This is a genomic window from Synechococcus sp. RS9907, assembly GCF_014279615.1.
GTDB lineage: Bacteria > Cyanobacteriota > Cyanobacteriia > PCC-6307 > Cyanobiaceae > Parasynechococcus.
In genome coordinates, this window is record NZ_CP047944.1 from 1,932,203 (window position 1) to 1,958,690 (window position 26,488).

The 26,488-nt window shown below is 57.1% G+C and carries 17 protein-coding genes and 1 tRNA gene; 11 read left to right on the top strand and 7 right to left on the bottom strand.

Going from position 1 to position 26,488, the window contains the following annotated elements:
- Positions 1-13 precede the first annotated feature (13 nt).
- On the top strand, positions 14-793 hold the full coding sequence (locus SynRS9907_RS10690) for a prohibitin family protein (RefSeq protein ID WP_115080921.1): 780 nt from the start codon (positions 14-16) through the stop codon (positions 791-793).
- Positions 794-812: 19 nt separating this feature from the next.
- Here SynRS9907_RS10690 and SynRS9907_RS10695 read toward each other — a convergent pair whose 3' ends face one another.
- From SynRS9907_RS10695 to SynRS9907_RS10715, 5 genes are all read right to left on the bottom strand, one after another.
- On the bottom strand, positions 813-1,085 hold the full coding sequence (locus SynRS9907_RS10695; RefSeq protein WP_255445891.1) for a hypothetical protein: 273 nt from the start codon (positions 1,083-1,085) through the stop codon (positions 813-815).
- A 218-nt stretch (positions 1,086-1,303) separates the two neighbouring features.
- Positions 1,304-1,492, bottom strand: a complete 189-nt coding sequence (locus SynRS9907_RS10700) for a hypothetical protein (protein ID WP_115080922.1) — start codon at positions 1,490-1,492, stop codon at positions 1,304-1,306.
- Positions 1,493-1,558: 66 nt separating this feature from the next.
- Positions 1,559-2,440, bottom strand: a complete 882-nt coding sequence (gene gluQRS, locus SynRS9907_RS10705; protein ID WP_188020989.1) for a tRNA glutamyl-Q(34) synthetase GluQRS — start codon at positions 2,438-2,440, stop codon at positions 1,559-1,561.
- A gap of 67 nt (positions 2,441-2,507) precedes the next feature.
- A complete protein-coding gene (locus SynRS9907_RS10710) occupies positions 2,508-2,783 on the bottom strand; it encodes an HU family DNA-binding protein (protein WP_006850925.1) in 276 nt (91 codons plus the stop codon).
- A gap of 134 nt (positions 2,784-2,917) precedes the next feature.
- A complete protein-coding gene (locus SynRS9907_RS10715) occupies positions 2,918-3,577 on the bottom strand; it encodes an MBL fold metallo-hydrolase (RefSeq protein ID WP_188020990.1) in 660 nt (219 codons plus the stop codon).
- A 41-nt stretch (positions 3,578-3,618) separates the two neighbouring features.
- Here SynRS9907_RS10715 and SynRS9907_RS10720 point away from each other — a divergent pair, with 41 nt between their 5' ends.
- Positions 3,619-5,724, top strand: coding sequence for a glycogen-debranching protein (locus SynRS9907_RS10720; protein ID WP_188020991.1), 2,106 nt, complete (start codon positions 3,619-3,621; stop codon positions 5,722-5,724).
- A 4-nt stretch (positions 5,725-5,728) separates the two neighbouring features.
- On the opposite strand, the gene SynRS9907_RS10725 is transcribed toward SynRS9907_RS10720, so the two are convergent.
- Positions 5,729-5,799: transfer RNA gene (locus SynRS9907_RS10725), tRNA-Gly, on the bottom strand.
- A gap of 131 nt (positions 5,800-5,930) precedes the next feature.
- On the opposite strand from SynRS9907_RS10725, the gene SynRS9907_RS10730 reads away from it, so the two are divergent.
- The 9 genes from SynRS9907_RS10730 to plsY all read left to right on the top strand — a co-directional run bounded on the left by SynRS9907_RS10730 (position 5,931) and on the right by plsY (position 11,577).
- A complete protein-coding gene (locus SynRS9907_RS10730) occupies positions 5,931-7,259 on the top strand; it encodes an MFS transporter (protein WP_188022447.1) in 1,329 nt (442 codons plus the stop codon).
- Positions 7,256-8,005 (top strand): ABC transporter permease, encoded by a 750-nt coding sequence (locus SynRS9907_RS10735; RefSeq protein WP_188020992.1) that lies wholly within the window; start codon positions 7,256-7,258, stop codon positions 8,003-8,005. The genes SynRS9907_RS10730 and SynRS9907_RS10735 overlap by 4 nt, the downstream gene beginning before the upstream one ends.
- Positions 8,002-8,403 carry a DUF3119 family protein gene (locus SynRS9907_RS10740; protein ID WP_188020993.1) on the top strand — a complete coding sequence of 134 codons (402 nt, stop codon included), beginning with the start codon at positions 8,002-8,004 and terminating at the stop codon, positions 8,401-8,403. Before SynRS9907_RS10735 ends, SynRS9907_RS10740 begins: the two co-directional genes overlap by 4 nt.
- 39 nt (positions 8,404-8,442) lie before the next feature.
- On the top strand, positions 8,443-8,784 hold the full coding sequence (locus SynRS9907_RS10745; protein ID WP_188020994.1) for a nucleotidyltransferase domain-containing protein: 342 nt from the start codon (positions 8,443-8,445) through the stop codon (positions 8,782-8,784).
- Positions 8,781-9,173: a HEPN domain-containing protein gene (locus tag SynRS9907_RS10750; RefSeq protein ID WP_188020995.1), complete on the top strand. Its 393-nt coding sequence runs from the start codon at positions 8,781-8,783 to the stop codon at positions 9,171-9,173. The genes SynRS9907_RS10745 and SynRS9907_RS10750 overlap by 4 nt, the downstream gene beginning before the upstream one ends.
- 109 nt (positions 9,174-9,282) lie before the next feature.
- Positions 9,283-10,302 carry a DUF3086 domain-containing protein gene (locus SynRS9907_RS10755; protein ID WP_188020996.1) on the top strand — a complete coding sequence of 340 codons (1,020 nt, stop codon included), beginning with the start codon at positions 9,283-9,285 and terminating at the stop codon, positions 10,300-10,302.
- A gap of 71 nt (positions 10,303-10,373) precedes the next feature.
- Positions 10,374-10,616 (top strand): type II toxin-antitoxin system Phd/YefM family antitoxin, encoded by a 243-nt coding sequence (locus SynRS9907_RS10760; RefSeq protein WP_188020997.1) that lies wholly within the window; start codon positions 10,374-10,376, stop codon positions 10,614-10,616.
- On the top strand, positions 10,613-10,822 hold the full coding sequence (locus tag SynRS9907_RS10765; protein WP_188020998.1) for a Txe/YoeB family addiction module toxin: 210 nt from the start codon (positions 10,613-10,615) through the stop codon (positions 10,820-10,822). Before SynRS9907_RS10760 ends, SynRS9907_RS10765 begins: the two co-directional genes overlap by 4 nt.
- 152 nt (positions 10,823-10,974) lie before the next feature.
- On the top strand, positions 10,975-11,577 hold the full coding sequence (gene plsY, locus SynRS9907_RS10770) for a glycerol-3-phosphate 1-O-acyltransferase PlsY (RefSeq protein ID WP_188020999.1): 603 nt from the start codon (positions 10,975-10,977) through the stop codon (positions 11,575-11,577).
- 31 nt (positions 11,578-11,608) lie between these two features.
- On the opposite strand, the gene SynRS9907_RS10775 is transcribed toward plsY, so the two are convergent.
- Positions 11,609-26,317 carry a DUF4347 domain-containing protein gene (locus SynRS9907_RS10775; protein ID WP_304623051.1) on the bottom strand — a complete coding sequence of 4,903 codons (14,709 nt, stop codon included), beginning with the start codon at positions 26,315-26,317 and terminating at the stop codon, positions 11,609-11,611.
- Between the last annotated feature and the right edge of the window lie 171 nt (positions 26,318-26,488).

A 26,488-nucleotide genomic window follows, 5' to 3' on the forward strand; every position in this document is an offset into this window, starting at 1 on the left:
TCAAGCCAGCAGCATGCAAGCCAACCCCCAGCCGGAGCAGATCACCAAAACCGTGGTGGGCGTGACCACGGTTTTCATTGGCGGCATTGCTCTGCTCTCCAGTGTGTTTGTTGTTCCCGCCGGTGAAGTTGGTGTGGTCACCACCCTTGGCAAAGTCTCCAACACCCCAAGAGAGCCAGGATTGAACCTCAAACTTCCGTTCATTCAGTCGACCCATAATTTTAGCGTCAGAACGCAGGTCATCCCCGAAAAATTTTCAACACTCACCAAAGACCTGCAGGTGATCGAAGCCACTGCAACGGTGAAATATGCGGTGAAGCCCGGAGAAGCCCCCAGGATCTACAGCACGATTGCCACTGATGACTCTGCGATTTACGCCAGGGTCATTCAGCCATCACTGCTGAAATCACTGAAATCGGTGTTCTCAAAATATGAACTCGACACCATCGCCACCGACTGGAACAACATTTCCACCCTTGTGCAGGAAAGCGTCTCCAATGAGCTGAGCAAATTCGACTATGTGGCCGTCAAAGGCCTGGACATCACGGGCCTCAAGATTGCTGAGGAATACCGAGCTGCCATCGAGCAGAAGCAGATCGCACAACAGCAACTTCTGCGTGCCAAAACAGAAGTTCAGATCGCCGAGCAGGAGGCCCTGAAGTTTCAGACCTTGACCCGCTCGCTCAATGACAGCGTTCTCTACAAGCTGTTCCTCGACAAGTGGGACGGAAAAACAAAAGTGGTTCCGCCCATTCGTGGGGGCAGCACGCCGCCGGTGATCGTTGGCCAATAACGGGATGCAACTGACTGCATCAGGGTCCAGCGCAGCCGCGGGTTGCGGCCTGCAGGTCGGCCATGGCATCGGCGCCGCGGCCCGCCTGCAGCTGCTGCATCACCAGATCCGCCTGTACCCCCAACAGCAGGGTCTGGCATGGATAGTCACTGCGGGCTGACGCCTGTCGCTGCAGGGCCTCCGCCTCAATCAAGGCTTGTTCACAGAGCTGAGGCTGACCGGCCTCAAAGCAGCGCCTGGCTCGGGCCTGAAAGGCTGCCAAGGGCGAGGCACGCACCACAGGGGCCGCCATGGCGAGGAGCAGCAGGACTGTGACGGAGCGCGCGAGCAGGGCTCAGGGGGGCGATTTGCTGAGATGATGCCTCAACTTCGACCCATCGCCCCGCCGTGTACACCGACTGGACCGCCATTGCCCTGCTGCTGTTCACCGCGGTGCCGCTGTTGATCGTTGTGGCGACGGCCGCCTACTTCGTGATCCAGAACGATCAGAAGACTCCCCTGGGCTGAGGATCAAGCCAGGGGCCGGGTCGGACAGCTGAGTTTGGCCAGACCTGGGGTGTTGATGGGCTGGTGGTTCAACGGTGCCGACTGCACCGCTGAACTGATCTGACCGGTCCCCAGACAGACGATGCAGGTGCGGAAGCGGTCCCCCGACACCCGCTGCATCCCACTGCCTCCACAGACGGTGCACGTGCACATGATCCCAAGGATCAGACGATGGATTCAGTGTGGGTGGAAAACCCGCCGCTGATCCCGAAGTGTTCCTTAAGAAATCACTGCATTGATCTCTTGCTGCGTCAAGTGCTCGAGCAACTCTGTTGCACTGAGACGTGCCTTAGGGGCCACCAGCTGAAGGCCTGAGGCCAAACGACCAATCACCGCAGCCGCATCCAGCCCCTCCTCACGCAAGGGTTTCAAGCCTGCACTGGCCTCACGCTTGGAGAGTTTCTGGCCGCTGGCATCACAGAGCAGCGGCCCATGGCGGAAGCGGGGCGGAGCTTCACCCAGGGCCGCAAAGATGCTGCGCTGGGCCGGCAGGGCCTCGCGCAGATCCGCACCACGCACCACTTCGTTGATGCCGAAACTGAGTTCGTCGATCACGGTGGCGAGCTGATAGGCGATGAAGCCATCGGCTCGCCGCAGCACCACATCGCCACTGCCGTGGGGATCGTCGTCGGCAACCCGAAGTCGCCAACTCGGGAGCCGCTGCCGCTGCCAGCCCCAATTGTGAGCGGCCTGCCGGCAGAAGCCGGGATAGATCGGCTGATCGGCAAGCTCCCGGCGTGAGCAGCGACAGGCAAACAAACGTCCGGATCGGCGCAACCACGACAACCAGGAGTGGTAGAGGCCACACCGCTCGCTTTGCAGCAACACCGGACCATCCCACTCCAGGCCCAACCAGCGCAGATCGCTTTGGATCGCCTCGATCGCACCGGCGCGGTTGCGCGGTGTGTCGAGGTCATCGATGCGCAGCAACCAATCACCACCGGCCTGACGCGCTGCCAGCCACGAGAGCAGGGCCGTCTGCAGGTTGCCCAGATGGAGCAGCCCCGTCGGCGACGGAGCAAAACGGCCGCGGTAACCACCGCTGGCAGCCAGGGCGCGACCCGCCTCAAGCTGCTGCTGCAGATGCTCCGGCAGAGCCATCACCAAAAACAGCCATCAAAAAAGGCGACCCCAATGGGCCGCCTGGACAACAAGGTTGAGACGTCGATCAGCCCTGAACGCGATCCTTGAACATCTTGCCAGCGGTGAAGGCGGGAACACGCTTGGCGGGAATCGCGATCTTCTCGCCGGTCTTGGGGTTCAGACCCTGACGGGCGGAGCGCTCACGGGGCTCAAAGGAGCCGAAACCCAGGATGGACACTTTCTTGCCTTCCACCACGGAGTCAATGATCGTGTCGATGGCGGCGTCGACGACCATGGAAACGTCGGTCTTGGTGAGCTCGGTGCGAGCAGCCACCAGATTCACCAGATCAGCTTTGTTCATTGGTTCGAGAGAGTCGGGGGGGCGGGAGACGGCTCAGATACGGCGTCGTGGGCTCGCCGCTGCCTTCCCCAAGCGGCCCAATCGTATGGAGAGCAACCGGTTGCTGCAAGCGAAACGTGCTGTGCCGCAACGCTTTAGCAGTTCTCCGCAACATCACTCCAACCACTGAAGGGCACGAGACGTTCACCACGCAAAGCACCAAGCGCCGCCCCAGATAGCAGTTGAGGACTGGCATCTGGGGGAATCCAAGCCCTGAGTTTGGCCAGACTGTTCAGCTGCCTGGGCCAGTGAAAGGTGCGGGCATGGCGCATCGGTGCGAGCTGACCGGGTGCCCATGGCGTCAGCAAACGCCCGCAGAACAACAGGTCTTTTGGTGGCGGAGCGAACACCACACAGCTTCCCGGCGTCGGACCCGGCGTCCACAACAGCCGCAAACCACCGGCGGTGGTGTGGTCTTCAGAGAAAGTCTGCAACGGCTCCACATTGGGCAGGAGATAGGCCTCCTGCTCCTGCACCAGCACGGGCCAGCCCAGGCGCTCCTGCACCCGACGCAGGCGCCCATGGCCTTCACGGCTGGTGATCAGGATCCTTGGGCTGCGGGTTCCCGCCAGCTGACGCAGGGCCGTGAGGCTGGCCTCCGTCAACGGCGGACAGTCCACCAACACGGGCTCGGGGTCCAGATCCAGCCACCAGGAACTGCCGCCCTGGCTGTCGCGGTTGGGCGGAAACAACCAGAGGTCGTCACGCAGCTGCTGCGGTGGCCGACCGGCCTCAAGTGTGGTGGTCATCGCCATTGGTTCAAAACAACGGACCAAACCACTAGTTTGAAGTGGAGATGCCCCAACGGGCTTTGAGTGGCATTCACCCCGGTTCTCCCTGGCCCCTGGGCAGCAGCCTCACCAGGCGGGGGGTGAATTTCGTGCTGTCGGCCCCCGGGGCCGACCGAATTGAGTTGCTGCTCTACAGCAACAGCAACGACCGCAGCCCGGAACGGGTGATCGAACTGGATGTTCGACGTCACCGCTCGGGCGACTACTGGCACGTGGAGGTGGAAGGAGTCGGCGAAGGCTGCTGTTACGGCTACCGCGTCTTCGGGCCACTGGCACCAGGGGGCCATGGCTTCCGCCCCTCCAAGGTGTTGCTGGACCCCGCCGCCCGCGCCATCAGCGGCTGGGACGTCTACGACCGGGTGCTGGCCACCGGCCCCTCACCCAATGCCCATGCCTGCCTTAAGGCGGTCGTGTGCGAGCGGGATCTGTTTGATTTCCAGGCCCATCCGCGCCCGCGCCACAGCTGGCAACGCACGGTGATCTATGAGCTGCACGTGGGGGGCTTCACCCGCCGTGAGGATGCCGGAGTTGCCGCAGCGCACCGCGGCACCTACCTGGGCTTGATCGAGAAGTTGCCCTACCTCAAGGAGCTGGGCATCACGGCGGTGGAGCTTTTGCCGGTGTTCTGCTTCGATCCGGCCGATGCCCCCCCAGGGCGCGACAACGTGTGGGGGTACAGCCCCCTGAGCTGGTTCACGCCCCACCACGGCTACTGCAGCAGTAGCGATCCGCTGCAGGCCCGCCATGAGGTGCGCCAACTGGTGGCCGCCTGCCATGACGCCGGCATCGAAGTGCTGCTGGATGTGGTCTACAACCACACAACGGAAGGCAACCGCCATGGCCCCACCCTGAGCTGGCGGGGTTGCGCCGACAACGTCTACTACCACCAGAACGACGACGGCGATTATCTGGATGTGAGCGGCTGCGGCAACTCGATCGCCGCCAATGCACCGATCAGCACCCAGTTGATCCTCGAATCGATGCGCTGCTGGGCCCTTGAGCTGGGGGTGGATGGCTTCCGCTTCGACCTGGGAATCGCCCTGAGCCGCGGCAATCAACTCAAACCCCTCAACGACCCGCCCCTGTTCACGGCGATGGGGGCCGACCCGCAGCTGAGCGACCTCAAACTGGTGAGCGAACCGTGGGATTGCGGCGGTCTCTATCGGCTGGAGGATTTCCCCGCCAAGCGGATCGGCACCTGGAACGGCCATTTCCGCGACGGCGTGCGGCGTTTCTGGAAAGGTGACGACCACAGCACCTGGACCCTGGCCCAGCGGTTCAAGGGCAGCCCTGATCTCTATGACGGCAAGCCCGTGGCCCTGGGGCGTTCGGTGAACTTCATCACCGCCCATGACGGCTTCACCCTGGCGGATCTGGTGAGCTACAACCGCAAGCACAACCTGGCGAACGGCGAAGACAACCGCGACGGCGAGAACCACAACAACAGCTGGAACCACGGCATCGAAGGCCCCAGCAGCAATCCCCTGGTGCAGACCCTGCGGCGGCGGCAGCAACGCAACCTGCTCAGCTCACTGCTGCTGGCCCGCGGCGTGCCGATGCTGCTGATGGGCGATGAAGTGGGTCGCAGTCAGGGAGGCAACAACAACAGCTGGTGCCAGAACAGTCCGCTGGGATGGATGGTCTGGGATGAAGACCATTGCGATCTGGAGCTCAAGCTGTTTCTGCAGCGGCTGCTGCGGCTGCGCCAGGCCCTGCCGCAGCTGTTCAATCCGCTGGTGCCGCCACGGGAAAGCACCCGAAAATCAGTGCCACAGCCATCCGAAGCGCGAAGCGATCTCTGGCGGCAATGGCACGGTGTGAGCCTGGCCAAACCCGACTGGGCGGCCTGGAGCCGCACCACGGCCACCAGCCTCCATTGCGGCAGCCGCGGCGCCCTGCTCTGGATGGGCTTCAACGCCTACAAGGAAAGTCTCAGCTTTGAATTGCCGATTCCGGCCTCTCCCTGGAAGCGGGTGATCGACACCTCCTTGCCCAGCCCCCAGGATTTCCCGGCCGAACCAGTGAACTTCAGTGGCGTGGAGATCCCTCTGCAGAGCCGGAGCTTCGTGCTGTTGCTCGCCGAAGAGGAAATCTCAGGCCTTCGGTTGTAATCAGAGCGGGTGACGGGAATCGAACCCGTGTCATCAGCTTGGAAGGCTGAGGTCTTACCATTACACAACACCCGCGTAGTACAAACGAACCACTGCCCCAGGGGCTGGTGGAGACGTGAGCACGCATTCATTATGGCAATCCGCCTGACCCCAGCCTCCGCGTGACATCGACCGACGCATCCCTGCAGGGATCCCGCCGCAGGCTGATGCTCGCCTACGGCCTCGGCGACGCCGGCACCGGTCTTGCCGCCACCCAGCTGGGCTTCTACCTCTTTCCCTTTTTCATCTGCGCCGCAGGCCTGCCGGCCTTCATCGCCGGATCCCTGCTCACGGTGAGCAAGGTGTGGGACGCACTGAATGATCCGTTGATCGGCTGGCTCAGCGATCACACCCGCAGCCGCTGGGGCCCGCGGCTGCCCTGGATGCTGACCGCAGCCCTGCCCCTGGGCATCAGCCTGACGGCGATGTGGTGGGTGCCCCCGGGCGACACGGTGCAGCGCACCACGTACTACGCCGTGATGGCGGTGTTGCTGATGACCGCCTACACCAGCGTCAACCTGCCCTACGCCGCCCTCAGCACCGAACTCACGCCGAACACCGCCATTCGCACCCGCCTCAATGCGGCGCGGTTCACCGGCTCGATCCTGGCGGGCCTGAGCGGGTTGATCGTGGCTTCGGTGGTGCTCACCGATGGAGGTGGGGGCTACCTGGCCATGGGCCGGATCACCGGCAGCATCGCCGCCACCACCACGCTGCTCTGCTGCTGGGGGCTGGCCCCCTACGCCAAGCGAGCCCAACGCCCGGTGCCCAACAACGAACCGCCGATGCAGCAGCTCAAACGGGTGCTGGCTAACCCCCGCTTCCGCCAGGTGCTGGGGCTCTACCTCCTGCTCTGGTTTGGCCTGCAACTGATGCAGGTGGTGGCCCTGATCTGGCTAGTGCAGGTGGTGCACGTGCCCGCCAACCTCTCCACCTGGATCCTGTTGCCCTTCCAGATCGCTGCCCTGCTGGGGCTGCAGCTATGGAGCAACATGAGCAACCGCATCGGCCGCGTAGCCACCCTGCGCTGGGGCGCGGGGCTGTGGATCAGCGCCTGCCTGCTCTCGATGCTGTTCCCACCCCTTGCGGCGGATCCCGGCCCGCTGCAAATGCTGCCGCTGGTGGGGCTGATTGCCCTGGTGGGGGTGGGAGCGGCGACGGCCTATCTGATCCCCTGGTCGCTGCTGCCGGATGCGATCGACGCTGACCCAAGCAAACCCGCCGGGCTCTACACCGCCTGGATGGTGTTTGGTCAGAAGCTGATCATCGGCCTCACCATGTCGGTGTTCGGCAGCCTGCTCTCGCTCACCGGCTACATCTCCGCCAAGGGAGGCAACTGCAGTGGAGCACTGAGCTTCATCGAACAGCCGGATTCAGCCCTGCTGGCGATCCGGCTCTGCATGGGCCTGATTCCCGCCATCCTTGTGCTGCTTGGCCTTGTGGTGATGCGAGGCTGGCCCGACCGTGGAGCCCACCTGCAAAAGGCCGCCGAATGAACACGCCCCGTTCGATCAAACGCCTGGGCGCCAGCCTGCTGATCGGAGCTCAGGCCGTGACCGCCACCCTGCGCGGCCGCATTGATCGGGGCGAGCTGTTTGAGCAACTGCTGGATGCTGGCCCGGGCAGCGTACTGATCGTGCTGATCATCTCGGTGGCCGCCGGCTCGGTGTTCAACATTCAGGTGGCGGCAGAACTCACCCGCCAGGGGGCGGGCTCAACGGTGGGCGGCATCCTGGCGATCGGCCTGGCGCGGGAAATCGCACCCCTGCTCACCTCCTGCCTGCTAGCGGGCAAGGTGGCCACCGCCTATGCCGCCCAGCTGGGCACGATGAAGGTGACCGAACAGATCGACGCGATCACGATGCTGCGCACTGATCCGGTGGAGTATCTGGTGGTGCCCCGGATGATCGCGATGGTGGTGATGGCACCGGTGCAGTGCTTCTTCTTCTTCCTGGTGGCGGTGTGGTCGGGCCAACTCACCAGCACAGCCCTCTACAACATTCCGCCGGCGGTGTTCTGGACTTCGGTGCGCACCTGGATGGCCCCGCTTGACCTGCCGTTCATGCTGGTGAAGGCCGTGGTCTTCGGGATGATCATCGCCACGGTGGCCTGCGGCTGGGGCCTGACCACCCGTGGCGGCCCCAAGGAAGTGGGCACCAGCACCACCGGAGCGGTGGTGATGATCCTGATCCTGGTGGCCCTGATGGATGTCGTTCTCACCCAGGTTCTATTCGGAGCATGAGTTCAACCCCCGCCCCCGTCACCCTCAAGCCGGATGTGCGGCTGCCGCTGCTGGTGGTGGCCCTCGGTCTGGCGCTGCTGCCGTTGCCTTTCTCCCCCTGGCCCACCTTGATGGTGGCGCTGTTCGGCCTGTTTCTGCTGATCCAGAGCGCCAGCCTGCGGCTGGAATTCAAGGAAGACGCTCTGATCGTGTGGCAGAACAGCCGCGAACTGCGGCGTTTCCCCTACGACCAATGGCTGAGCTGGCGGTTGTTCGCCCCCTGGCTGCCGGGACTGTTTTATTTCCGCGAAACCCAGAGCATTCACTTCCTGCCGATCCTGTTCAGCCCCAAAGAGCTGCGGGAACAACTGGAACTGCGGGTGGGAGCGCTGGAAGTGCCAGCCACCAGCGCTGACTGAACGCTTGCGGCAAGGGCGATCTGCCCATAGCGTCAGAGCATGGCCATCACGGTTGCAGACATCCGCCGCCGCAAGCAGGCCGAGCGGCTCAGCGCGCTGCAGCAGCAGGCCGACCTTGTGCTGGGAGAGGAACCTGGCGGCAGCCTCTGGCTGTTCGGGTCCTGGGCCAGGGGCGACTGGGACGGTTTTTCGGATGTGGATGTGCTGGCCGTTGCTTCGAACCGCGATCAAGCCAGCGACCTGGCTGATGCGGTGCTGCGGCATGGGATGGCCGATGACGTGCTGGCCCTCACGGAGCAGGAATGGCAGGAGCGACGGAACGGGGATGATCCCTACTGGCGCGCCATCGGACGCGATGCCGTTCGCCTGGGCGCACCATGACCCCACGCGTTGACGCCTGGATGCGCCAGGCCAACAGCGACTGGGCCGTGGCTGAACTCACGGCAGAGCAGGGCTTTCACAGCCAGGCCTGTTACCACTACGGCCAGGCAACCGAAAAAGCGCTCAAGGCGTTGTTGATTTCGCTGGGCTCACTGCCGCCTTACAGCCACGCCTTGGAACGCTTGGTTGACAGTCTCGAATCAGCAGGGCTGGATGTTCAACCACTGCGCGAGATACGGCTCAAAGCCCTCAGCCGAATGAACAGCGAGACGCGCTATCCGAGCGACAGCGAAGCCCCAGCTGATCGCTTTGACCAGCAGGACAGCGAGCAAGCACGCAGCGTTGCAGAGCACGTGCTGGCCTTCGCGAAAGCCAGCCTTCAACCATAGGCACGATATTTACACGATTTTGAATGGATATTCCCTCAATATTGCACCAAATCGATAAAAACCCAGATCCCTGCTGGTGCCTTGGCCTCTGGTCGGCTGGAATGGAGGGATGGAGAGCACGGCCGCCGACGCAATGCCCGACGACACCGACCTGACCCCCCAGGCGCCTGAACCGGAGCAGGCCCCGGCGGAATCCAGCGGCGAAACCAGCACTGACCCCGCCGGCGCCACCGGTGCCGAGCCCGCCGCTGCAGAAGCCAATCCCGTGATGGAGCTGGCCCTAAAGGATCTGCAGGAACGCCGCGATGCCCTGGAAGCGGAGATCAACGCCCTCAGCTCCCGCAAGCAGCAACTCGAGAGCGAACTGAAGGCCAACTTCGCCGGCCAATCCGACGCCATCGCCCGCCGCGTGAAGGGCTTCCAGGAGTACCTGGGTGGCGCCCTGCAGGACCTGGTGCAGAGCGTGGAAAACCTGGAGCTGGTGGTGCAGCCGATGGTGGTGCAGCCCTCCCCCCTCGATCAGACGTCAGACAACGGAGCGGCGACAGAGAAGGCCGGAGAGAGCGCACCGCCGCCAGCGGTGTCGGACACCTTCCGCCCCGATGAAGAGCTGATCCGCCAGTCCCTTGAACGCTTCCTCAAGCAACCCGACGTCTACGCCGACCCCTGGAACCTACGGCGCAGCATCGACGCGCGCGACACCGCCCTGCTGGAGGACTGGTTCTTCAATCAAGGCGGACGGGGCGCCCAGCCCAGCCGCGGCACCCGGCCGCGCAACATCCTGGTGAGCGCGGCCCTGATCGCAGTGATCGGCGAGCTGTACGGCGATCAGTTCCAGTGCCTGGTGCTGGCCGGCGGCCCCGAACGGCTCGGGGAATGGCGGCGCGGCCTGCAGGATGCCCTGGGCCTGGGCCGGGAAGACTTCGGCCCCAGCAGCGGCATCGTGCTGTTCGAACGCCCGGAAGCGCTGGTGGAGCGGGCCGACCGGCTGGAGGAGCGCGGCGAAGTGCCCTTGATCCTGATCGATGCCGCCGAGCGGAGCGTCGACATCCCAGTGCTTCAGTTCCCGCTCTGGCTAGCCTTCGCGGCCGGCCCAGGTGAACGCCTCGACGACGACGATCTGCTGTGAGCAGCAAGCGCATCGATCCCTGACACCTCAGGCGATCACCGGTACGCCATTGCGTACATGGGTTTGGGCTGATGGCATCGATCTCCGTGACAGAAGCGCGAAAACGCCTGTTCTCGTTGATCGACGACGTGCGCGAGTCCCACGAACCGATTGAGATTCAAGGCAAAAGGGGCAGCGCCGTTCTCCTCTCGGAAGAGGACTGGCGCGCGATCCAGCAAACGTTGTATCTCACTTCGATCCCGGGCATGCGCGACTCCATTGTTGAAGGGATGGCCACACCAGCCGATGCGATGAGTGAGAAGCCTGGCTGGTGAGTTGGCGGGTGGTTTTCAGCCGACAAGCCCAGAAGGATGCCCGAAAACTCGCCTCCGCTTCACCAGCCCTGAAACAGCGGGCCCAGGAGCTGATCGACCTGCTGGCTGAAGACCCTTGGCGGAGCCCACCCCCCTTCGAGGCACTGGTGGGTGACCTGCGAGGGGCCTACTCCCAACGCATCAACATCCAACATCGCCTCGTCTAAAGCGTTGAAGCCGATCAACAGCTGGTGAAAGTGCTGCGCCTGTGGAGCCAATACGACTGAGCGGCTGAGCGGCTGAGCGAGCCCAGGCTCCGCGCAAAATGCCCCGCGCCGTGCTTCGATTCAGTCGCGATTTCGCAACCACGCACGTTCCTGTGATCCTGACTGCCCTGCTGCTCCTGGCCATCGGCTACCTGCTGGGAGCCTTCCCCAGCGGTTACCTCGCCGGCCGCTGGGTGAAGGGCATCGACCTGCGCGACTGCGGCTCCGGCAGCACCGGCGCCACCAACGTGCTGCGCAACGTGGGCAAAGGACCAGCCCTGGTGGTGTTCCTGATCGATGTGGGCAAAGGCGCCCTGGCGGTGCTGCTGGCGAAAAGCGTTGGTCTCAGCGACTGGCTGCAGGTGCTGGCGGGCCTGGCGGCCTTGGCTGGTCACATCTGGCCGGTATGGCTGGGCTGGAAGGGCGGCAAGGCGGTGGCCACCGGCCTGGGCATGTTCCTCGGCCTGGCCTGGCCGGTGGGACTGGCCTGCTTTGGCCTGTTCATGGCGGTGATCTCGATCTTCCGGATCGTGTCGCTCTCGAGCGTGGTGGCCGCCATCGGATTGCCGGTGCTGATGGCGCTCTCCAGGGGCAGCAGCGCCTATGTGGTGGTGGCGTTGGTGGCCAGCCTGATGGTGCTCTGGCGCCATCGCACCAACATCAAGCGGCTGCTGGCGGGCACCGAACCTAAGATCGGGCAGAAGCAGAAGGCGTGATCCGCTACTACTTCTGACCAAGGGTCAGCCCTCAAAGGAACTCCGGCAATGTGTAACTGGCGTAGGACTTGAAGCTCCAGCCGCCGTTGGCTTCATCAAACGTGCGCTTGCCAAAGAGGTCGTCATAGATCGCAGGGAAGTCGGCATCGCTGCTGTCCCCCACACCCAACACCTGCACCTGGACCGCGCTTTCTCTTTGTTGCGGATCGCTCTTGCTAGCGATGTGGTCCAACACGGCGTTGAGCTTGCGTTGCATCTTGGGCCAGGGCTTGGTGCCTTTGTTGTCTTTGAGGAATTTGTGGTTGCCGTCCATGTCGTAGATCAAGCCAGAGGTGGTGATGGCATCACCTCCGAGACGATCCGGCAATGGGATGGACTCACCCGTGATCGAATCCGACCCAGGCCCCTTGCGGGTGTCCCACCAGGGCCGGCGTTCAGGCCGGCCATCGGTGAACATGGAAATCAAGGTGGTGGGCTGCTCTGCGCCGGCGCTGCGGGCCTGCAGCCTCAGCAGGTTCTCCAGCCCCGTGAGTGCACCCAGCATTTCGGTGCCGGAATAGAGGTTGGAGCTGGGACGGCCTCTACCCTTGTAGTAGTCGTTAGCAGTCGGCTCGGGCAAATCTCTGTTCTTCCAGGTGTCATTACGGTTGATCGAATTGCCGAACTCCTGATCGGGAGTGCTCACGTCCAAGATCGTCTTGGCCGCCTTCAATGCCGCCTTTGTCTCGCCGGCATCAAAGCTCACCTTGCCGTAGTCGACGGCGTAGCCGTACTGGATCAGATGCACCGTCATTGCTTGCACGCCGCCCGAGCGATCCGGATCGACGATCACTTTGAAATCCTTCAAAGCCTTGGCGAGATCACCAGCTGAGTTGTTAATCACTATTTTGCGGAAGTCGGTATCGCTGAGCACCTCATCAGCCCCCTTGCGGCTGAAGCCGTAACCGGCCTCCTTCAAGGCCTTCTGGTAGGAGTAAAGGGCGACGCGGTCTTGGGCCTCGAGGCGATTGGAACGGGAGGCCTTTTTCGTAGAGGGATCGGGCTGCAGCATCGACGTGGAATTATCAAGCAGCAGGTAGAGCGCCACCTCCGATGTGGAATTCACTCCATCAAGGCATTGATCAATGTTTTTGATCTTGGCCTTCTTGCTGGGGGAATCGCCGGTCAGCTCTGCAGGCGATGAGGTGTTGTCGATTGTCAACTTCAACGATTCTGTCCCATCAAGCGGTCCAGAGGCCTGAACCTGGACCTCGATTTTCAACGTATTCACAGAGCCAAAATCATTCGCAGGAATCGCAAAAGAGCCTTGCTTCTTTGGCACATCATGCTTTTCATCGTTAATATAAAAAGCCGTGATGTCATAGCCATCAGCTAAAGCCTTTGAGGCATCAAAGCGATACGAGAAGACTTGACCTCGGTTGTTGTATCCCGAATCAAGCTTCACCTTAAAGGTGAACCTCGCTTGATCACCATCACCGCCTTCAACACAGTGCCCGGAGGCATCAATTCCTTCCACCAATCCAGGAATCACGCAACTCTCAAAGTTCTTGATCTTTGCTGTGTCAGTCGGATGCAGCTTCTTGTTCGACAACTCTTGGTTATCAATCGTCAGCGTGATCGACTCATCTCCTGTCAGCTTCTCCTCTGCGCGGATCGTCGCCAACACACTGAACTCGCCTGATACCTCCGCTGGCAACACAAAGCTTCCTGCTTTTCCTCGGCCAGGCTCCACTGGGGACACACTCTCCCCATACACAACCGACAGTCCGATCAGCTCATACTCTCCTGCATCCTTATTCCCACTAAATTCATAGAAATATTCCTGCTCCTGGTTATACGCTCCGCTCAATTCAACAGTAAACGTAAACTCCGCGGTCTTCGCGTTGCCATCCAATAAACACACTCCCTCCGCAGTCACGTCTTCCACCAGTCCATCAATCACGCAACTCTCAAAGTTCTTGATCTTTGCTGTGTCAGTCGGATGCAGCTTCTTGTTCGACAACTCTTGGTTATCAATCGTCAGCGTGATCGACTCATCTCCTGTCAGCTTCTCCTCTGCGCGGATCGTCGCCAACACACTGAACTCGCCTGATACCTCCGCTGGCAACACAAAGCTTCCTGCTTTTCCTCGGCCAGGCTCCACTGGGGACACACTCTCCCCATACACAACCGACAGTCCGATCAGCTCATACTCTCCTGCATCCTTATTCCCACTAAATTCATAGAAATATTCCTGCTCCTGGTTATACGCTCCGCTCAATTCAACAGTAAACGTAAACTCCGCGGTCTTCGCGTTGCCATCCAATAAACACACTCCCTCCGCAGTCACGTCTTCCACCAGTCCATCAATCACGCAACTCTCAAAGTTCTTGATCTTTGCTGTGTCAGTCGGATGCAGCTTCTTGTTCGACAACTCTTGGTTATCAATCGTCAGCGTGATCGACTCATCTCCTGTCAGCTTCTCCTCTGCGCGGATCGTCGCCAACACACTGAACTCGCCTGATACCTCCGCTGGCAACACAAAGCTTCCTGCTTTTCCTCGGCCAGGCTCCACTGGGGACACACTCTCCCCATACACAACCGACAGTCCGATCAGCTCATACTCTCCTGCATCCTTATTCCCACTAAATTCATAGAAATATTCCTGCTCCTGGTTATACGCTCCGCTCAATTCAACAGTAAACGTAAACTCCGCGGTCTTCGCGTTGCCATCCAATAAACACACTCCCTCCGCAGTCACGTCTTCCACCAGTCCATCAATCACGCAACTCTCAAAGTTCTTGATCTTTGCTGTGTCAGTCGGATGCAGCTTCTTGTTCGACAACTCTTGGTTATCAATCGTCAGCGTGATCGACTCATCTCCTGTCAGCTTCTCCTCTGCGCGGATCGTCGCCAACACACTGAACTCGCCTGATACCTCCGCTGGCAACACAAAGCTTCCTGCTTTTCCTCGGCCAGGCTCCACTGGGGACACACTCTCCCCATACACAACCGACAGTCCGATCAGCTCATACTCTCCTGCATCCTTATTCCCACTAAATTCATAGAAATATTCCTGCTCCTGGTTATACGCTCCGCTCAATTCAACAGTAAACGTAAACTCCGCGGTCTTCGCGTTGCCATCCAATAAACACACTCCCTCCGCAGTCACGTCTTCCACCAGTCCATCAATCACGCAACTCTCAAAGTTCTTGATCTTTGCTGTGTCAGTCGGATGCAGCTTCTTGTTCGACAACTCTTGGTTATCAATCGTCAGCGTGATCGACTCATCTCCTGTCAGCTTCTCCTCTGCGCGGATCGTCGCCAACACACTGAACTCGCCTGATACCTCCGCTGGCAACACAAAGCTTCCTGCTTTTCCTCGGCCAGGCTCCACTGGGGACACACTCTCCCCATACACAACCGACAGTCCGATCAGCTCATACTCTCCTGCATCCTTATTCCCACTAAATTCATAGAAATATTCCTGCTCCTGGTTATACGCTCCGCTCAATTCAACAGTAAACGTAAACTCCGCGGTCTTCGCGTTGCCATCCAATAAACACACTCCCTCCGCAGTCACGTCTTCCACCAGTCCATCAATCACGCAACTCTCAAAGTTCTTGATCTTTGCTGTGTCAGTCGGATGCAGCTTCTTGTTCGACAACTCTTGGTTATCAATCGTCAGCGTGATCGACTCATCTCCTGTCAGCTTCTCCTCTGCGCGGATCGTCGCCAACACACTGAACTCGCCTGATACCTCCGCTGGCAACACAAAGCTTCCTGCTTTTCCTCGGCCAGGCTCCACTGGGGACACACTCTCCCCATACACAACCGACAGTCCGATCAGCTCATACTCTCCTGCATCCTTATTCCCACTAAATTCATAGAAATATTCCTGCTCCTGGTTATACGCTCCGCTCAATTCAACAGTAAACGTAAACTCCGCGGTCTTCGCGTTGCCATCCAATAAACACACTCCCTCCGCAGTCACGTCTTCCACCAGTCCATCAATCACGCAACTCTCAAAGTTCTTGATCTTTGCTGTGTCAGTCGGATGCAGCTTCTTGTTCGACAACTCTTGGTTATCAATCGTCAGCGTGATCGACTCATCTCCTGTCAGCTTCTCCTCTGCGCGGATCGTCGCCAACACACTGAACTCGCCTGATACCTCCGCTGGCAACACAAAGCTTCCTGCTTTTCCTCGGCCAGGCTCCACTGGGGACACACTCTCCCCATACACAACCGACAGTCCGATCAGCTCATACTCTCCTGCATCCTTATTCCCACTAAATTCATAGAAATATTCCTGCTCCTGGTTATACGCTCCGCTCAATTCAACAGTAAACGTAAACTCCGCGGTCTTCGCGTTGCCATCCAATAAACACACTCCCTCCGCAGTCACGTCTTCCACCAGTCCATCAATCACGCAACTCTCAAAGTTCTTGATCTTTGCTGTGTCAGTCGGATGCAGCTTCTTGTTCGACAACTCTTGGTTATCAATCGTCAGCGTGATCGACTCATCTCCTGTCAGCTTCTCCTCTGCGCGGATCGTCGCCAACACACTGAACTCGCCTGATACCTCCGCTGGCAACACAAAGCTTCCTGCTTTTCCTCGGCCAGGCTCCACTGGGGACACACTCTCCCCATACACAACCGACAGTCCGATCAGCTCATACTCTCCTGCATCCTTATTCCCACTAAATTCATAGAAATATTCCTGCTCCTGGTTATACGCTCCGCTCAATTCAACAGTAAACGTAAACTCCGCGGTCTTCGCGTTGCCATCCAATAAACACACTCCCTCCGCAGTCACGTCTTCCACCAGTCCATCAATCACGCAACTCTCAAAGTTCTTGATCTTTGCTGTGTCAGTCGGATGCAGCTTCTTGTTCGACAACTCTTGGTTATCAATCGTCAGCGTGATCGACTCATCTCCTGTCAGCTTCTCCTCTGCGCGGATCGTCGCCAACACACTGAACTCGCCTGATACCTCCGCTGGCAACACAAAGCTTCCTGCTTTTCCTCGGCCAGGCTCCACTGGGGACACACTCTCCCCATACACAACCGACAGTCCGATCAGCTCATACTCTCCTGCATCCTTATTCCCACTAAATTCATAGAAATATTCCTGCTCCTGGTTATACGCTCCGCTCAATTCAACAGTAAACGTAAACTCCGCGGTCTTCGCGTTGCCATCCAATAAACACACTCCCTCCGCAGTCACGTCTTCCACCAGTCCATCAATCACGCAACTCTCAAAGTTCTTGATCTTTGCTGTGTCAGTCGGATGCAGCTTCTTGTTCGACAACTCTTGGTTATCAATCGTCAGCGTGATCGACTCATCTCCTGTCAGCTTCTCCTCTGCGCGGATCGTCGCCAACACACTGAACTCGCCTGATACCTCCGCTGGCAACACAAAGCTTCCTGCTTTTCCTCGGCCAGGCTCCACTGGGGACACACTCTCCCCATACACAACCGACAGTCCGATCAGCTCATACTCTCCTGCATCCTTATTCCCACTAAATTCATAGAAATATTCCTGCTCCTGGTTATACGCTCCGCTCAATTCAACAGTAAACGTAAACTCCGCGGTCTTCGCGTTGCCATCCAATAAACACACTCCCTCCGCAGTCACGTCTTCCACCAGTCCATCAATCACGCAACTCTCAAAGTTCTTGATCTTTGCTGTGTCAGTCGGATGCAGCTTCTTGTTCGACAACTCTTGGTTATCAATCGTCAGCGTGATCGACTCATCTCCTGTCAGCTTCTCCTCTGCGCGGATCGTCGCCAACACACTGAACTCGCCTGATACCTCCGCTGGCAACACAAAGCTTCCTGCTTTTCCTCGGCCAGGCTCCACTGGGGACACACTCTCCCCATACACAACCGACAGTCCGATCAGCTCATACTCTCCTGCATCCTTATTCCCACTAAATTCATAGAAATATTCCTGCTCCTGGTTATACGCTCCGCTCAATTCAACAGTAAACGTAAACTCCGCGGTCTTCGCGTTGCCATCCAATAAACACACTCCCTCCGCAGTCACGTCTTCCACCAGTCCATCAATCACGCAACTCTCAAAGTTCTTGATCTTTGCTGTGTCAGTCGGATGCAGCTTCTTGTTCGACAACTCTTGGTTATCAATCGTCAGCGTGATCGACTCATCTCCTGTCAGCTTCTCCTCTGCGCGGATCGTCGCCAACACACTGAACTCGCCTGATACCTCCGCTGGCAACACAAAGCTTCCTGCTTTTCCTCGGCCAGGCTCCACTGGGGACACACTCTCCCCATACACAACCGACAGTCCGATCAGCTCATACTCTCCTGCATCCTTATTCCCACTAAATTCATAGAAATATTCCTGCTCCTGGTTATACGCTCCGCTCAATTCAACAGTAAACGTAAACTCCGCGGTCTTCGCGTTGCCATCCAATAAACACACTCCCTCCGCAGTCACGTCTTCCACCAGTCCATCAATCACGCAACTCTCAAAGTTCTTGATCTTTGCTGTGTCAGTCGGATGCAGCTTCTTGTTCGACAACTCTTGGTTATCAATCGTCAGCGTGATCGACTCATCTCCTGTCAGCTTCTCCTCTGCGCGGATCGTCGCCAACACACTGAACTCGCCTGATACCTCCGCTGGCAACACAAAGCTTCCTGCTTTTCCTCGGCCAGGCTCCACTGGGGACACACTCTCCCCATACACAACCGACAGTCCGATCAGCTCATACTCTCCTGCATCCTTATTCCCACTAAATTCATAGAAATATTCCTGCTCCTGGTTATACGCTCCGCTCAATTCAACAGTAAACGTAAACTCCGCGGTCTTCGCGTTGCCATCCAATAAACACACTCCCTCCGCAGTCACGTCTTCCACCAGTCCATCAATCACGCAACTCTCAAAGTTCTTGATCTTTGCTGTGTCAGTCGGATGCAGCTTCTTGTTCGACAACTCTTGGTTATCAATCGTCAGCGTGATCGACTCATCTCCTGTCAGCTTCTCCTCTGCGCGGATCGTCGCCAACACACTGAACTCGCCTGATACCTCCGCTGGCAACACAAAGCTTCCTGCTTTTCCTCGGCCAGGCTCCACTGGGGACACACTCTCCCCATACACAACCGACAGTCCGATCAGCTCATACTCTCCTGCATCCTTATTCCCACTAAATTCATAGAAATATTCCTGCTCCTGGTTATACGCTCCGCTCAATTCAACAGTAAACGTAAACTCCGCGGTCTTCGCGTTGCCATCCAATAAACACACTCCCTCCGCAGTCACGTCTTCCACCAGTCCATCAATCACGCAACTCTCAAAGTTCTTGATCTTTGCTGTGTCAGTCGGATGCAGCTTCTTGTTCGACAACTCTTGGTTATCAATCGTCAGCGTGATCGACTCATCTCCTGTCAGCTTCTCCTCTGCGCGGATCGTCGCCAACACACTGAACTCGCCTGATACCTCCGCTGGCAACACAAAGCTTCCTGCTTTTCCTCGGCCAGGCTCCACTGGGGACACACTCTCCCCATACACAACCGACAGTCCGATCAGCTCATACTCTCCTGCATCCTTATTCCCACTAAATTCATAGAAATATTCCTGCTCCTGGTTATACGCTCCGCTCAATTCAACAGTAAACGTAAACTCCGCGGTCTTCGCGTTGCCATCCAATAAACACACTCCCTCCGCAGTCACGTCTTCCACCAGTCCATCAATCACGCAACTCTCAAAGTTCTTGATCTTTGCTGTGTCAGTCGGATGCAGCTTCTTGTTCGACAACTCTTGGTTATCAATCGTCAGCGTGATCGACTCATCTCCTGTCAGCTTCTCCTCTGCGCGGATCGTCGCCAACACACTGAACTCGCCTGATACCTCCGCTGGCAACACAAAGCTTCCTGCTTTTCCTCGGCCAGGCTCCACTGGGGACACACTCTCCCCATACACAACCGACAGTCCGATCAGCTCATACTCTCCTGCATCCTTATTCCCACTAAATTCATAGAAATATTCCTGCTCCTGGTTATACGCTCCGCTCAATTCAACAGTAAACGTAAACTCCGCGGTCTTCGCGTTGCCATCCAATAAACACACTCCCTCCGCAGTCACGTCTTCCACCAGTCCATCAATCACGCAACTCTCAAAGTTCTTGATCTTTGCTGTGTCAGTCGGATGCAGCTTCTTGTTCGACAACTCTTGGTTATCAATCGTCAGCGTGATCGACTCATCTCCTGTCAGCTTCTCCTCTGCGCGGATCGTCGCCAACACACTGAACTCGCCTGATACCTCCGCTGGCAACACAAAGCTTCCTGCTTTTCCTCGGCCAGGCTCCACTGGGGACACACTCTCCCCATACACAACCGACAGTCCGATCAGCTCATACTCTCCTGCATCCTTATTCCCACTAAATTCATAGAAATATTCCTGCTCCTGGTTATACGCTCCGCTCAATTCAACAGTAAACGTAAACTCCGCGGTCTTCGCGTTGCCATCCAATAAACACACTCCCTCCGCAGTCACGTCTTCCACCAGTCCATCAATCACGCAACTCTCAAAGTTCTTGATCTTTGCTGTGTCAGTCGGATGCAGCTTCTTGTTCGACAACTCTTGGTTATCAATCGTCAGCGTGATCGACTCATCTCCTGTCAGCTTCTCCTCTGCGCGGATCGTCGCCAACACACTGAACTCGCCTGATACCTCCGCTGGCAACACAAAGCTTCCTGCTTTTCCTCGGCCAGGCTCCACTGGGGACACACTCTCCCCATACACAACCGACAGTCCGATCAGCTCATACTCTCCTGCATCCTTATTCCCACTAAATTCATAGAAATATTCCTGCTCCTGGTTATACGCTCCGCTCAATTCAACAGTAAACGTAAACTCCGCGGTCTTCGCGTTGCCATCCAATAAACACACTCCCTCCGCAGTCACGTCTTCCACCAGTCCATCAATCACGCAACTCTCAAAGTTCTTGATCTTTGCTGTGTCAGTCGGATGCAGCTTCTTGTTCGACAACTCTTGGTTATCAATCGTCAGCGTGATCGACTCATCTCCTGTCAGCTTCTCCTCTGCGCGGATCGTCGCCAACACACTGAACTCGCCTGATACCTCCGCTGGCAACACAAAGCTTCCTGCTTTTCCTCGGCCAGGCTCCACTGGGGACACACTCTCCCCATACACAACCGACAGTCCGATCAGCTCATACTCTCCTGCATCCTTATTCCCACTAAATTCATAGAAATATTCCTGCTCCTGGTTATACGCTCCGCTCAATTCAACAGTAAACGTAAACTCCGCGGTCTTCGCGTTGCCATCCAATAAACACACTCCCTCCGCAGTCACGTCTTCCACCAGTCCATCAATCACGCAACTCTCAAAGTTCCCAATCAATGCCTCCCCACTGAGTGATTCCTTATCCAATTCCTTGTTATCAATCGTCAGCGTCAGTGAATCAGTCTCTTTTAACTTATCCTCCGACTTCACATACGCTTCAACACTGAATTCCGCACCCTCTTCATAGGCACCCTTTTTAATCGTGAACTTGCCTTTCTCAATCTCGTCTTTTGTCAGCTCGTGTGCTTCCTGACCCTCGATCACGAGCGTCATTCCCTTCACCTCATCAGCCGCAATCCCATTCCCACTAAATTCAAAGTAATACGTCTGATCTTGGTTATACGCTCCGCTCAACACCACATCAAACGTGAATGTTGCGTTCTTGGCACTGCCATCCTCAAGGCAGAATCCCTTTGGATCCACCTTCTCCACCAATCCAGGAATCACACAATCATCAAAGTTCCCAATCAATGCCTCCCCACTGAGTGATTCCTTATCCAATTCCTTGTTATCAATCGTCAGCGTCAGTGAATCAGTCTCTTTTAACTTATCCTCCGACTTCACATACGCTTCAACACTGAATTCCGCACCCTCTTCATAGGCACCCTTTTTAATCGTGAACTTGCCTTTCTCAATCTCGTCTTTTGTCAGCTCGCGTGCTTCCTGACCCTCGATCACGAGCGTCATTCCCTTCACCTCATCAGCCGCAATCCCATTCCCACTAAATTCAAAGTAATACGTCTGATCCTGGTTATACGCTCCGCTCAACACCACATCAAACGTGAATGTTGCGTTCTTGGCGCTGCCATCCTCAAGGCAGAATCCCTTTGGATCCACCTTCTCCACCAATCCATCGATTCCGCAATCATCGAAGTTCTTGATCTTTGCTTCTGCACTCTTCGTCTCCGATTTCTCGAAGTTCGGCTCATTGGAGAGCTTCAGCCTCAGTGCTTCATCTCCCTCCAGCACATCCTTCGCTGTAATTCCAACTGAAACTGTGAATCCCTTCGTTGAAACTGCTTCTCCCTTCGGAATAATGAAGCTTCCCGACGCACCCGTGGCTCGATCCGCCAATCGGCCATTCACATAAATCCCCGTCACCTCATAATCATCTAAATTCTTATTACCCTTAAATTCGTAGTAATACTCCTGCTCCTGGTTATACGCTGCGCTCAATCTCACTTGATAGGCAAACACTGCCTTATTCGCTTCATTATCATCAATACATGCTCCTGTCGGCGTAATTTCCTGCACCAATCCATCCACACACTCCACAACCTCAATCGTCGCATCATCACCAGAATTATCGAGCTCGAGGCCTGGATTCCCTTGCAAGTTATCCCCGCCCATCTGCAGGGAAAAGAAGCGATTCCCCTTCGTGACATCATTATTATTTAAATTATTGCCTTGGTCTGATGTTCCGTAGACAAACACCAACGGATTATCTTCGCCACCAACAGCACCATTAAAATCAAAGATTGCCGAGGCAGCGGGCTCGTTGCTCAGCCCGTTGGTTCTTTCGCCCCAAGGTGGTTTTCCTTCGGGGTAGTCTGATCCTTCATTCCAGCCTGGCCAACCAGCCTTCGCCTGGGGCAATGCACCATAACGGGTAAATCCCTCAGGAATCAGAGGATAGGTGTCCTCGTAAGGCAAGTTCTCAAATTCTTCAATCGTATTGTTTTCAAAGGGTTGCCGATAACCCACATCGCCCGGTTTATTGTCAGGAAATTCAACCGTAAGATCACTGTACTGACCAACATTGATCTCAAAGAATTCGTAAGTATAGGGAAGCGCAAAGTCCTCAGCATTTTTATCTACATTTCCTCGACCATCTTCGATGTAAGGAAATTTATTCTTTATACCTTCAAGCCCAGAAGTAAAGTAACCATCTTCGCCATTCCACTCCGCGTCCAAATAGTCTCGAACACTTCCGTCCATATCAATGGGTTCCAGAAAAAAGTTCTTGAGCTGAACAGGAACACCCTCGCCTTCAGGGTCATCCGGATCCACACTTTTATCTGTTGTTAAGTAAAAATTCCAAGTGAACTCAACAGCACCACCACCGCGTCCATCATCAGTAAACGATCGATTATCCTGCATCACAGCAAACTTGGGCTGGAATCGTTCTTTCCGGGATCCTCCACCAGGCAATTCATCTTCACCTTGATCACCAAAGGAATTCTTTGGATCATCGAATATAAAATTATAAAGACCTTCGAATTTATAATCGACAACCGCACGAAGAAAATAATCCTTACCCTCGATGCTTTTCAAAATGCTGGGATAGGTGTACTGCCCCTCGCCGGAAAGAATTTCTCTTGTAGGGCTGGTATCCCAGCCTGCGCTGGCCGTCCACTGCTTTTCAGGACCCCCCACGTCCAGCGCATCACCACCAGTGGCGATTGCCTCATGGATATAAAGATCGTGGTAGTTGAGATCAATGATGGGATTGCCAGTTTCAAGGCCTGAAGCAATCTGCTCAACCTCAACCTTCAACGTTGAGACATTAAGCTCATCAACCTTGGTCTTGGGCATTCGTACATAGCCTTCTCCATTCTGATCCAGTTTCACCAACTCACCCCATTGGTCTTCCCCAAAATCACTCTTTAAATAATCCGCCCACGTCTCGGCATCTTGGCTCGTCTGCAGATTGATTGGATCAACGGCATTGTCATTCACAAACGCCTGATAACGCACCAAGGCACTCGGTTCACCCTCGACCTTGAAGATCAGATCAGCATCGGCACATTGCTGCGCATCAGTGCCAAAGCACCCCTCACCCTTCCAGGCACAGATGGAGACTTTCGGATCCGGTGTGACTCCGGGCTCTTGCTTGTCAGGCTCACACTCGGTCTCGTTCACAAACACCTGATCCGACTCTGCGCCTGACACGCTGAGCTTCAGGTTTTCTGTGCCAAACAGCTTTTTACCATCCGGCCGCTGCACGCGGGCTTGAATCTGGAACCCGTCCAACTCACCGGTCAGCGCCAGGCTTCCCTGAGCCGCTACTTCACGAGTAGGGAACGACACTGCTGTTGTGGGATTCCCATCAGCATCGAGAACCTGAAGATCTTTGATATAGAGCAGGACGTCATCCAGGACTCCTTCCGCCGCCTCATCGCCACTCACGAACGCATACGGCAATAACCCTGCCTTCGCGTTCTCCAGATCCACCTGAAACGTATAGACACCCTCGATCGAGTCATCTGTGCAATCCGCGGATCCACGGATGCTGCGGACCATCGGGGTCACACCAACACCGTCATTGGCACAGTTCTGCAGATCCTCATCACGCAGGCGCGCTTCTGCATCTTCTTGGCGGGCGCCATCCAGATCCTTTGCCTTCACTGCCAGGCTGAGGCTGTCGGACTTGCGAAGTTCCTTTACCGCCTGCACCCGCACCGCAACCTCAAATCTCTTCACACCCTTGCCAACTGTGATTTCACCTTTCGTGCTTTTCTGCTCAAGATCTGTTGAGGATCCGTTGATCAGCGATACCTCCAGCACCTCATAGTCCTGGCCATTTCGCTCAGGCGTGAATTCATAGTTGAACACCTGCTCTGCGTTGGTGGCTTGATCAAGCACCACCTGGAAGGAATAGGTGGCTTCGTTATCAGCATCGGTGTCGCTGGCCTCGCACACTGCCAGGGGAATCACTTCGTCAACGTCCACCAAAGAGACCGAGTCAGTTGGCAGTTCTGGAGCAGGTGTTAATCCGCCAAGATCCTTGCATTGCGGCTTATCTGCAGATCCCTCAATTGAATCACCTTCCTGGTAGACGGGTGCACCTTCCAGCGGCAGCGCAAAACTTGCACGTCCTTTGCCAACACCAACATCCAAGCCAAACAGATTCCTGAAAGCTTGTTGATCACGCTGGCTGTTATCCCCACTCACCGTGACGCCAAGGATTTGTGTTGGGGCTCCACCCCCTTGTTTCTTTTTCTGCCAGGCCAGTGCTCCAGCCAGTTTGAGCTGCCCACCCTCGTAGGAAATAACAATATCGACATCAACATCATTTCCATGTTGCTTGTCTGAAGTAGAAGTCGCCGAAGGGCTTAGTTCAAGACTCGAAATACCAAGGGAATCAAACAGGCTGACCTGCTCAGCATTCTTCCCGTCTTGAATCTGAGCTCCCAGATAGCCAAGCGAAAACTCAAGAGAGCTGAATGAATCGCACTTGGACTTCCCCCCATAGGCCGCTACCGACATCCCTGCCAGGTAATCCTTCAACGCCTCTTTTTCATCGTTCGAGAAGATCGATCCCAGCTGCCCCGCTGAAATCTCCCGGCCATTCAGCAGTTGCTTCACCTCCGTGAGCAGGGCGTCTTTCTGCTCATCGGAGAACTGGCTGAGGGCATCGTCGGAAACGAGCGGCTCGCGCTTCATCACTGAACGGAGCGATCGCAGCAAGCCCTTTTTCTGGTCTTTGCTGAGCTCATCACCGATGGCACTCGCATCCACGGCCTTGCCCGCCAGCAATCTGCGGAAGGCCGCACGCAGGTCATCCCGCTGCCCATCAGTCAACGGGCTGTTCTCCAGGCGCGCATCAATGCGCACCAACGAATCAGCCACTGCATCGACAGTGGAATTCAGCACCCGGGTCTGCTCATCCCCCCGGATGATCAGCACATCGTCGCCGTCCTGCTCCAGGCTCAGATCCCTGTAGCTGCGGACCGAAATCACATCGGTGCTGTCTTTGAAATCGACGATGACGTCATCGCCATCGGAGAGCTCAAAGTCGTCACGACCCTCACCACCGCTGAGGCTGTCGTCGCCCTGGCCGCCATCGAGAACGTCATCCCCCTGGCCGCCACTCAAGTCGTCAGCGCCGGCACCTCCATCGATGGCATCGATGCCTTTACCTCCGTTGAGTTGGTCGGCTTTGTTCGATCCGGTCAACTCATCATCAAAATCCTCCAACCGGAACTGAGCCGGCCAGGCCGACGCATCCACCAGATCACTGAGCTGCCATGTGCTCAGCTGCAACTGCTCATTGCCGTCAGCATCACGCCCCAGCCAGCTGTTGCTGGCCAACACCCGCGCCCCGGTGAGTTCTTCCAAGAGCGCCACAAAACTGGCATCGGCGCCGACATGGCAACTCCACAGGGCGATCGTCTCCACACCCCAATGCGACAGGTCGGCGGTATGGGCCTTCAACGCCTCGGCATCAACCCACTGATCGGCGAAGCGGAAGGCCCCCGGCCGGCCATGGGCGATCAGGTGCAACACCCGCGGCGGATCTCCCTCCGCTCGCCGCTGCCGCAAGCCCCGGCTGATCCACTCCAGCGGATGTCCTTGGTGCGCGCCATCCAGCACCGGCAACTGCGCCTCTGCCACCAGGGCCTGGATCTGCGAACAGTGGAGGTCGGCGACCAGCAGATGGTCGAGCATCTGAGCCTGAACGGAATCCACGGCGAAGCAGGAGAGCTGCATGTCGCTGCTGATGGGCAGTGATTCCCTTTTGTTAGCGATTTTTCAGCCTGTTCTCACTCCCCCATTTGAGGGAGTTTGTTAAGTCGCTTGTTCATTCACTTCGATCAGCCCTGCTATGCACTGGCTTGGTACAAAAAGAGCATTTTTTGCAAGCAACTCATTGGAATCAAC

Excerpts from the sequence above, each read along its gene's own strand:
- SynRS9907_RS10690 (WP_115080921.1), top strand. The coding sequence starts at position 14 with ATGCAAGCCAACCCCCAGCCGGAGCAGATCACCAAAACCGTGGTGGGC.
- SynRS9907_RS10715 (WP_188020990.1), bottom strand. The coding sequence starts at position 3,577 with ATGGCGATGACCACCACACTTGAGGCCGGTCGGCCACCGCAGCAGCTG.
- SynRS9907_RS10730 (WP_188022447.1), top strand. The coding sequence starts at position 5,931 with ATGCTCGCCTACGGCCTCGGCGACGCCGGCACCGGTCTTGCCGCCACC.
- SynRS9907_RS10750 (WP_188020995.1), top strand. The coding sequence starts at position 8,781 with ATGACCCCACGCGTTGACGCCTGGATGCGCCAGGCCAACAGCGACTGG.
- SynRS9907_RS10775 (WP_304623051.1), bottom strand. The coding sequence starts at position 26,317 with ATGCAGCTCTCCTGCTTCGCCGTGGATTCCGTTCAGGCTCAGATGCTC.
- SynRS9907_RS10720 (WP_188020991.1), top strand. The coding sequence starts at position 3,619 with ATGCCCCAACGGGCTTTGAGTGGCATTCACCCCGGTTCTCCCTGGCCC.
- SynRS9907_RS10735 (WP_188020992.1), top strand. The coding sequence starts at position 7,256 with ATGAACACGCCCCGTTCGATCAAACGCCTGGGCGCCAGCCTGCTGATC.
- SynRS9907_RS10760 (WP_188020997.1), top strand. The coding sequence starts at position 10,374 with ATGGCATCGATCTCCGTGACAGAAGCGCGAAAACGCCTGTTCTCGTTG.
- SynRS9907_RS10710 (WP_006850925.1), bottom strand. The coding sequence starts at position 2,783 with ATGAACAAAGCTGATCTGGTGAATCTGGTGGCTGCTCGCACCGAGCTC.
- SynRS9907_RS10755 (WP_188020996.1), top strand. The coding sequence starts at position 9,283 with ATGGAGAGCACGGCCGCCGACGCAATGCCCGACGACACCGACCTGACC.
- SynRS9907_RS10695 (WP_255445891.1), bottom strand. The coding sequence starts at position 1,085 with ATGGCGGCCCCTGTGGTGCGTGCCTCGCCCTTGGCAGCCTTTCAGGCC.
- SynRS9907_RS10745 (WP_188020994.1), top strand. The coding sequence starts at position 8,443 with ATGGCCATCACGGTTGCAGACATCCGCCGCCGCAAGCAGGCCGAGCGG.
- gluQRS (WP_188020989.1), bottom strand. The coding sequence starts at position 2,440 with ATGGCTCTGCCGGAGCATCTGCAGCAGCAGCTTGAGGCGGGTCGCGCC.
- SynRS9907_RS10740 (WP_188020993.1), top strand. The coding sequence starts at position 8,002 with ATGAGTTCAACCCCCGCCCCCGTCACCCTCAAGCCGGATGTGCGGCTG.
- SynRS9907_RS10700 (WP_115080922.1), bottom strand. The coding sequence starts at position 1,492 with ATGTGCACGTGCACCGTCTGTGGAGGCAGTGGGATGCAGCGGGTGTCG.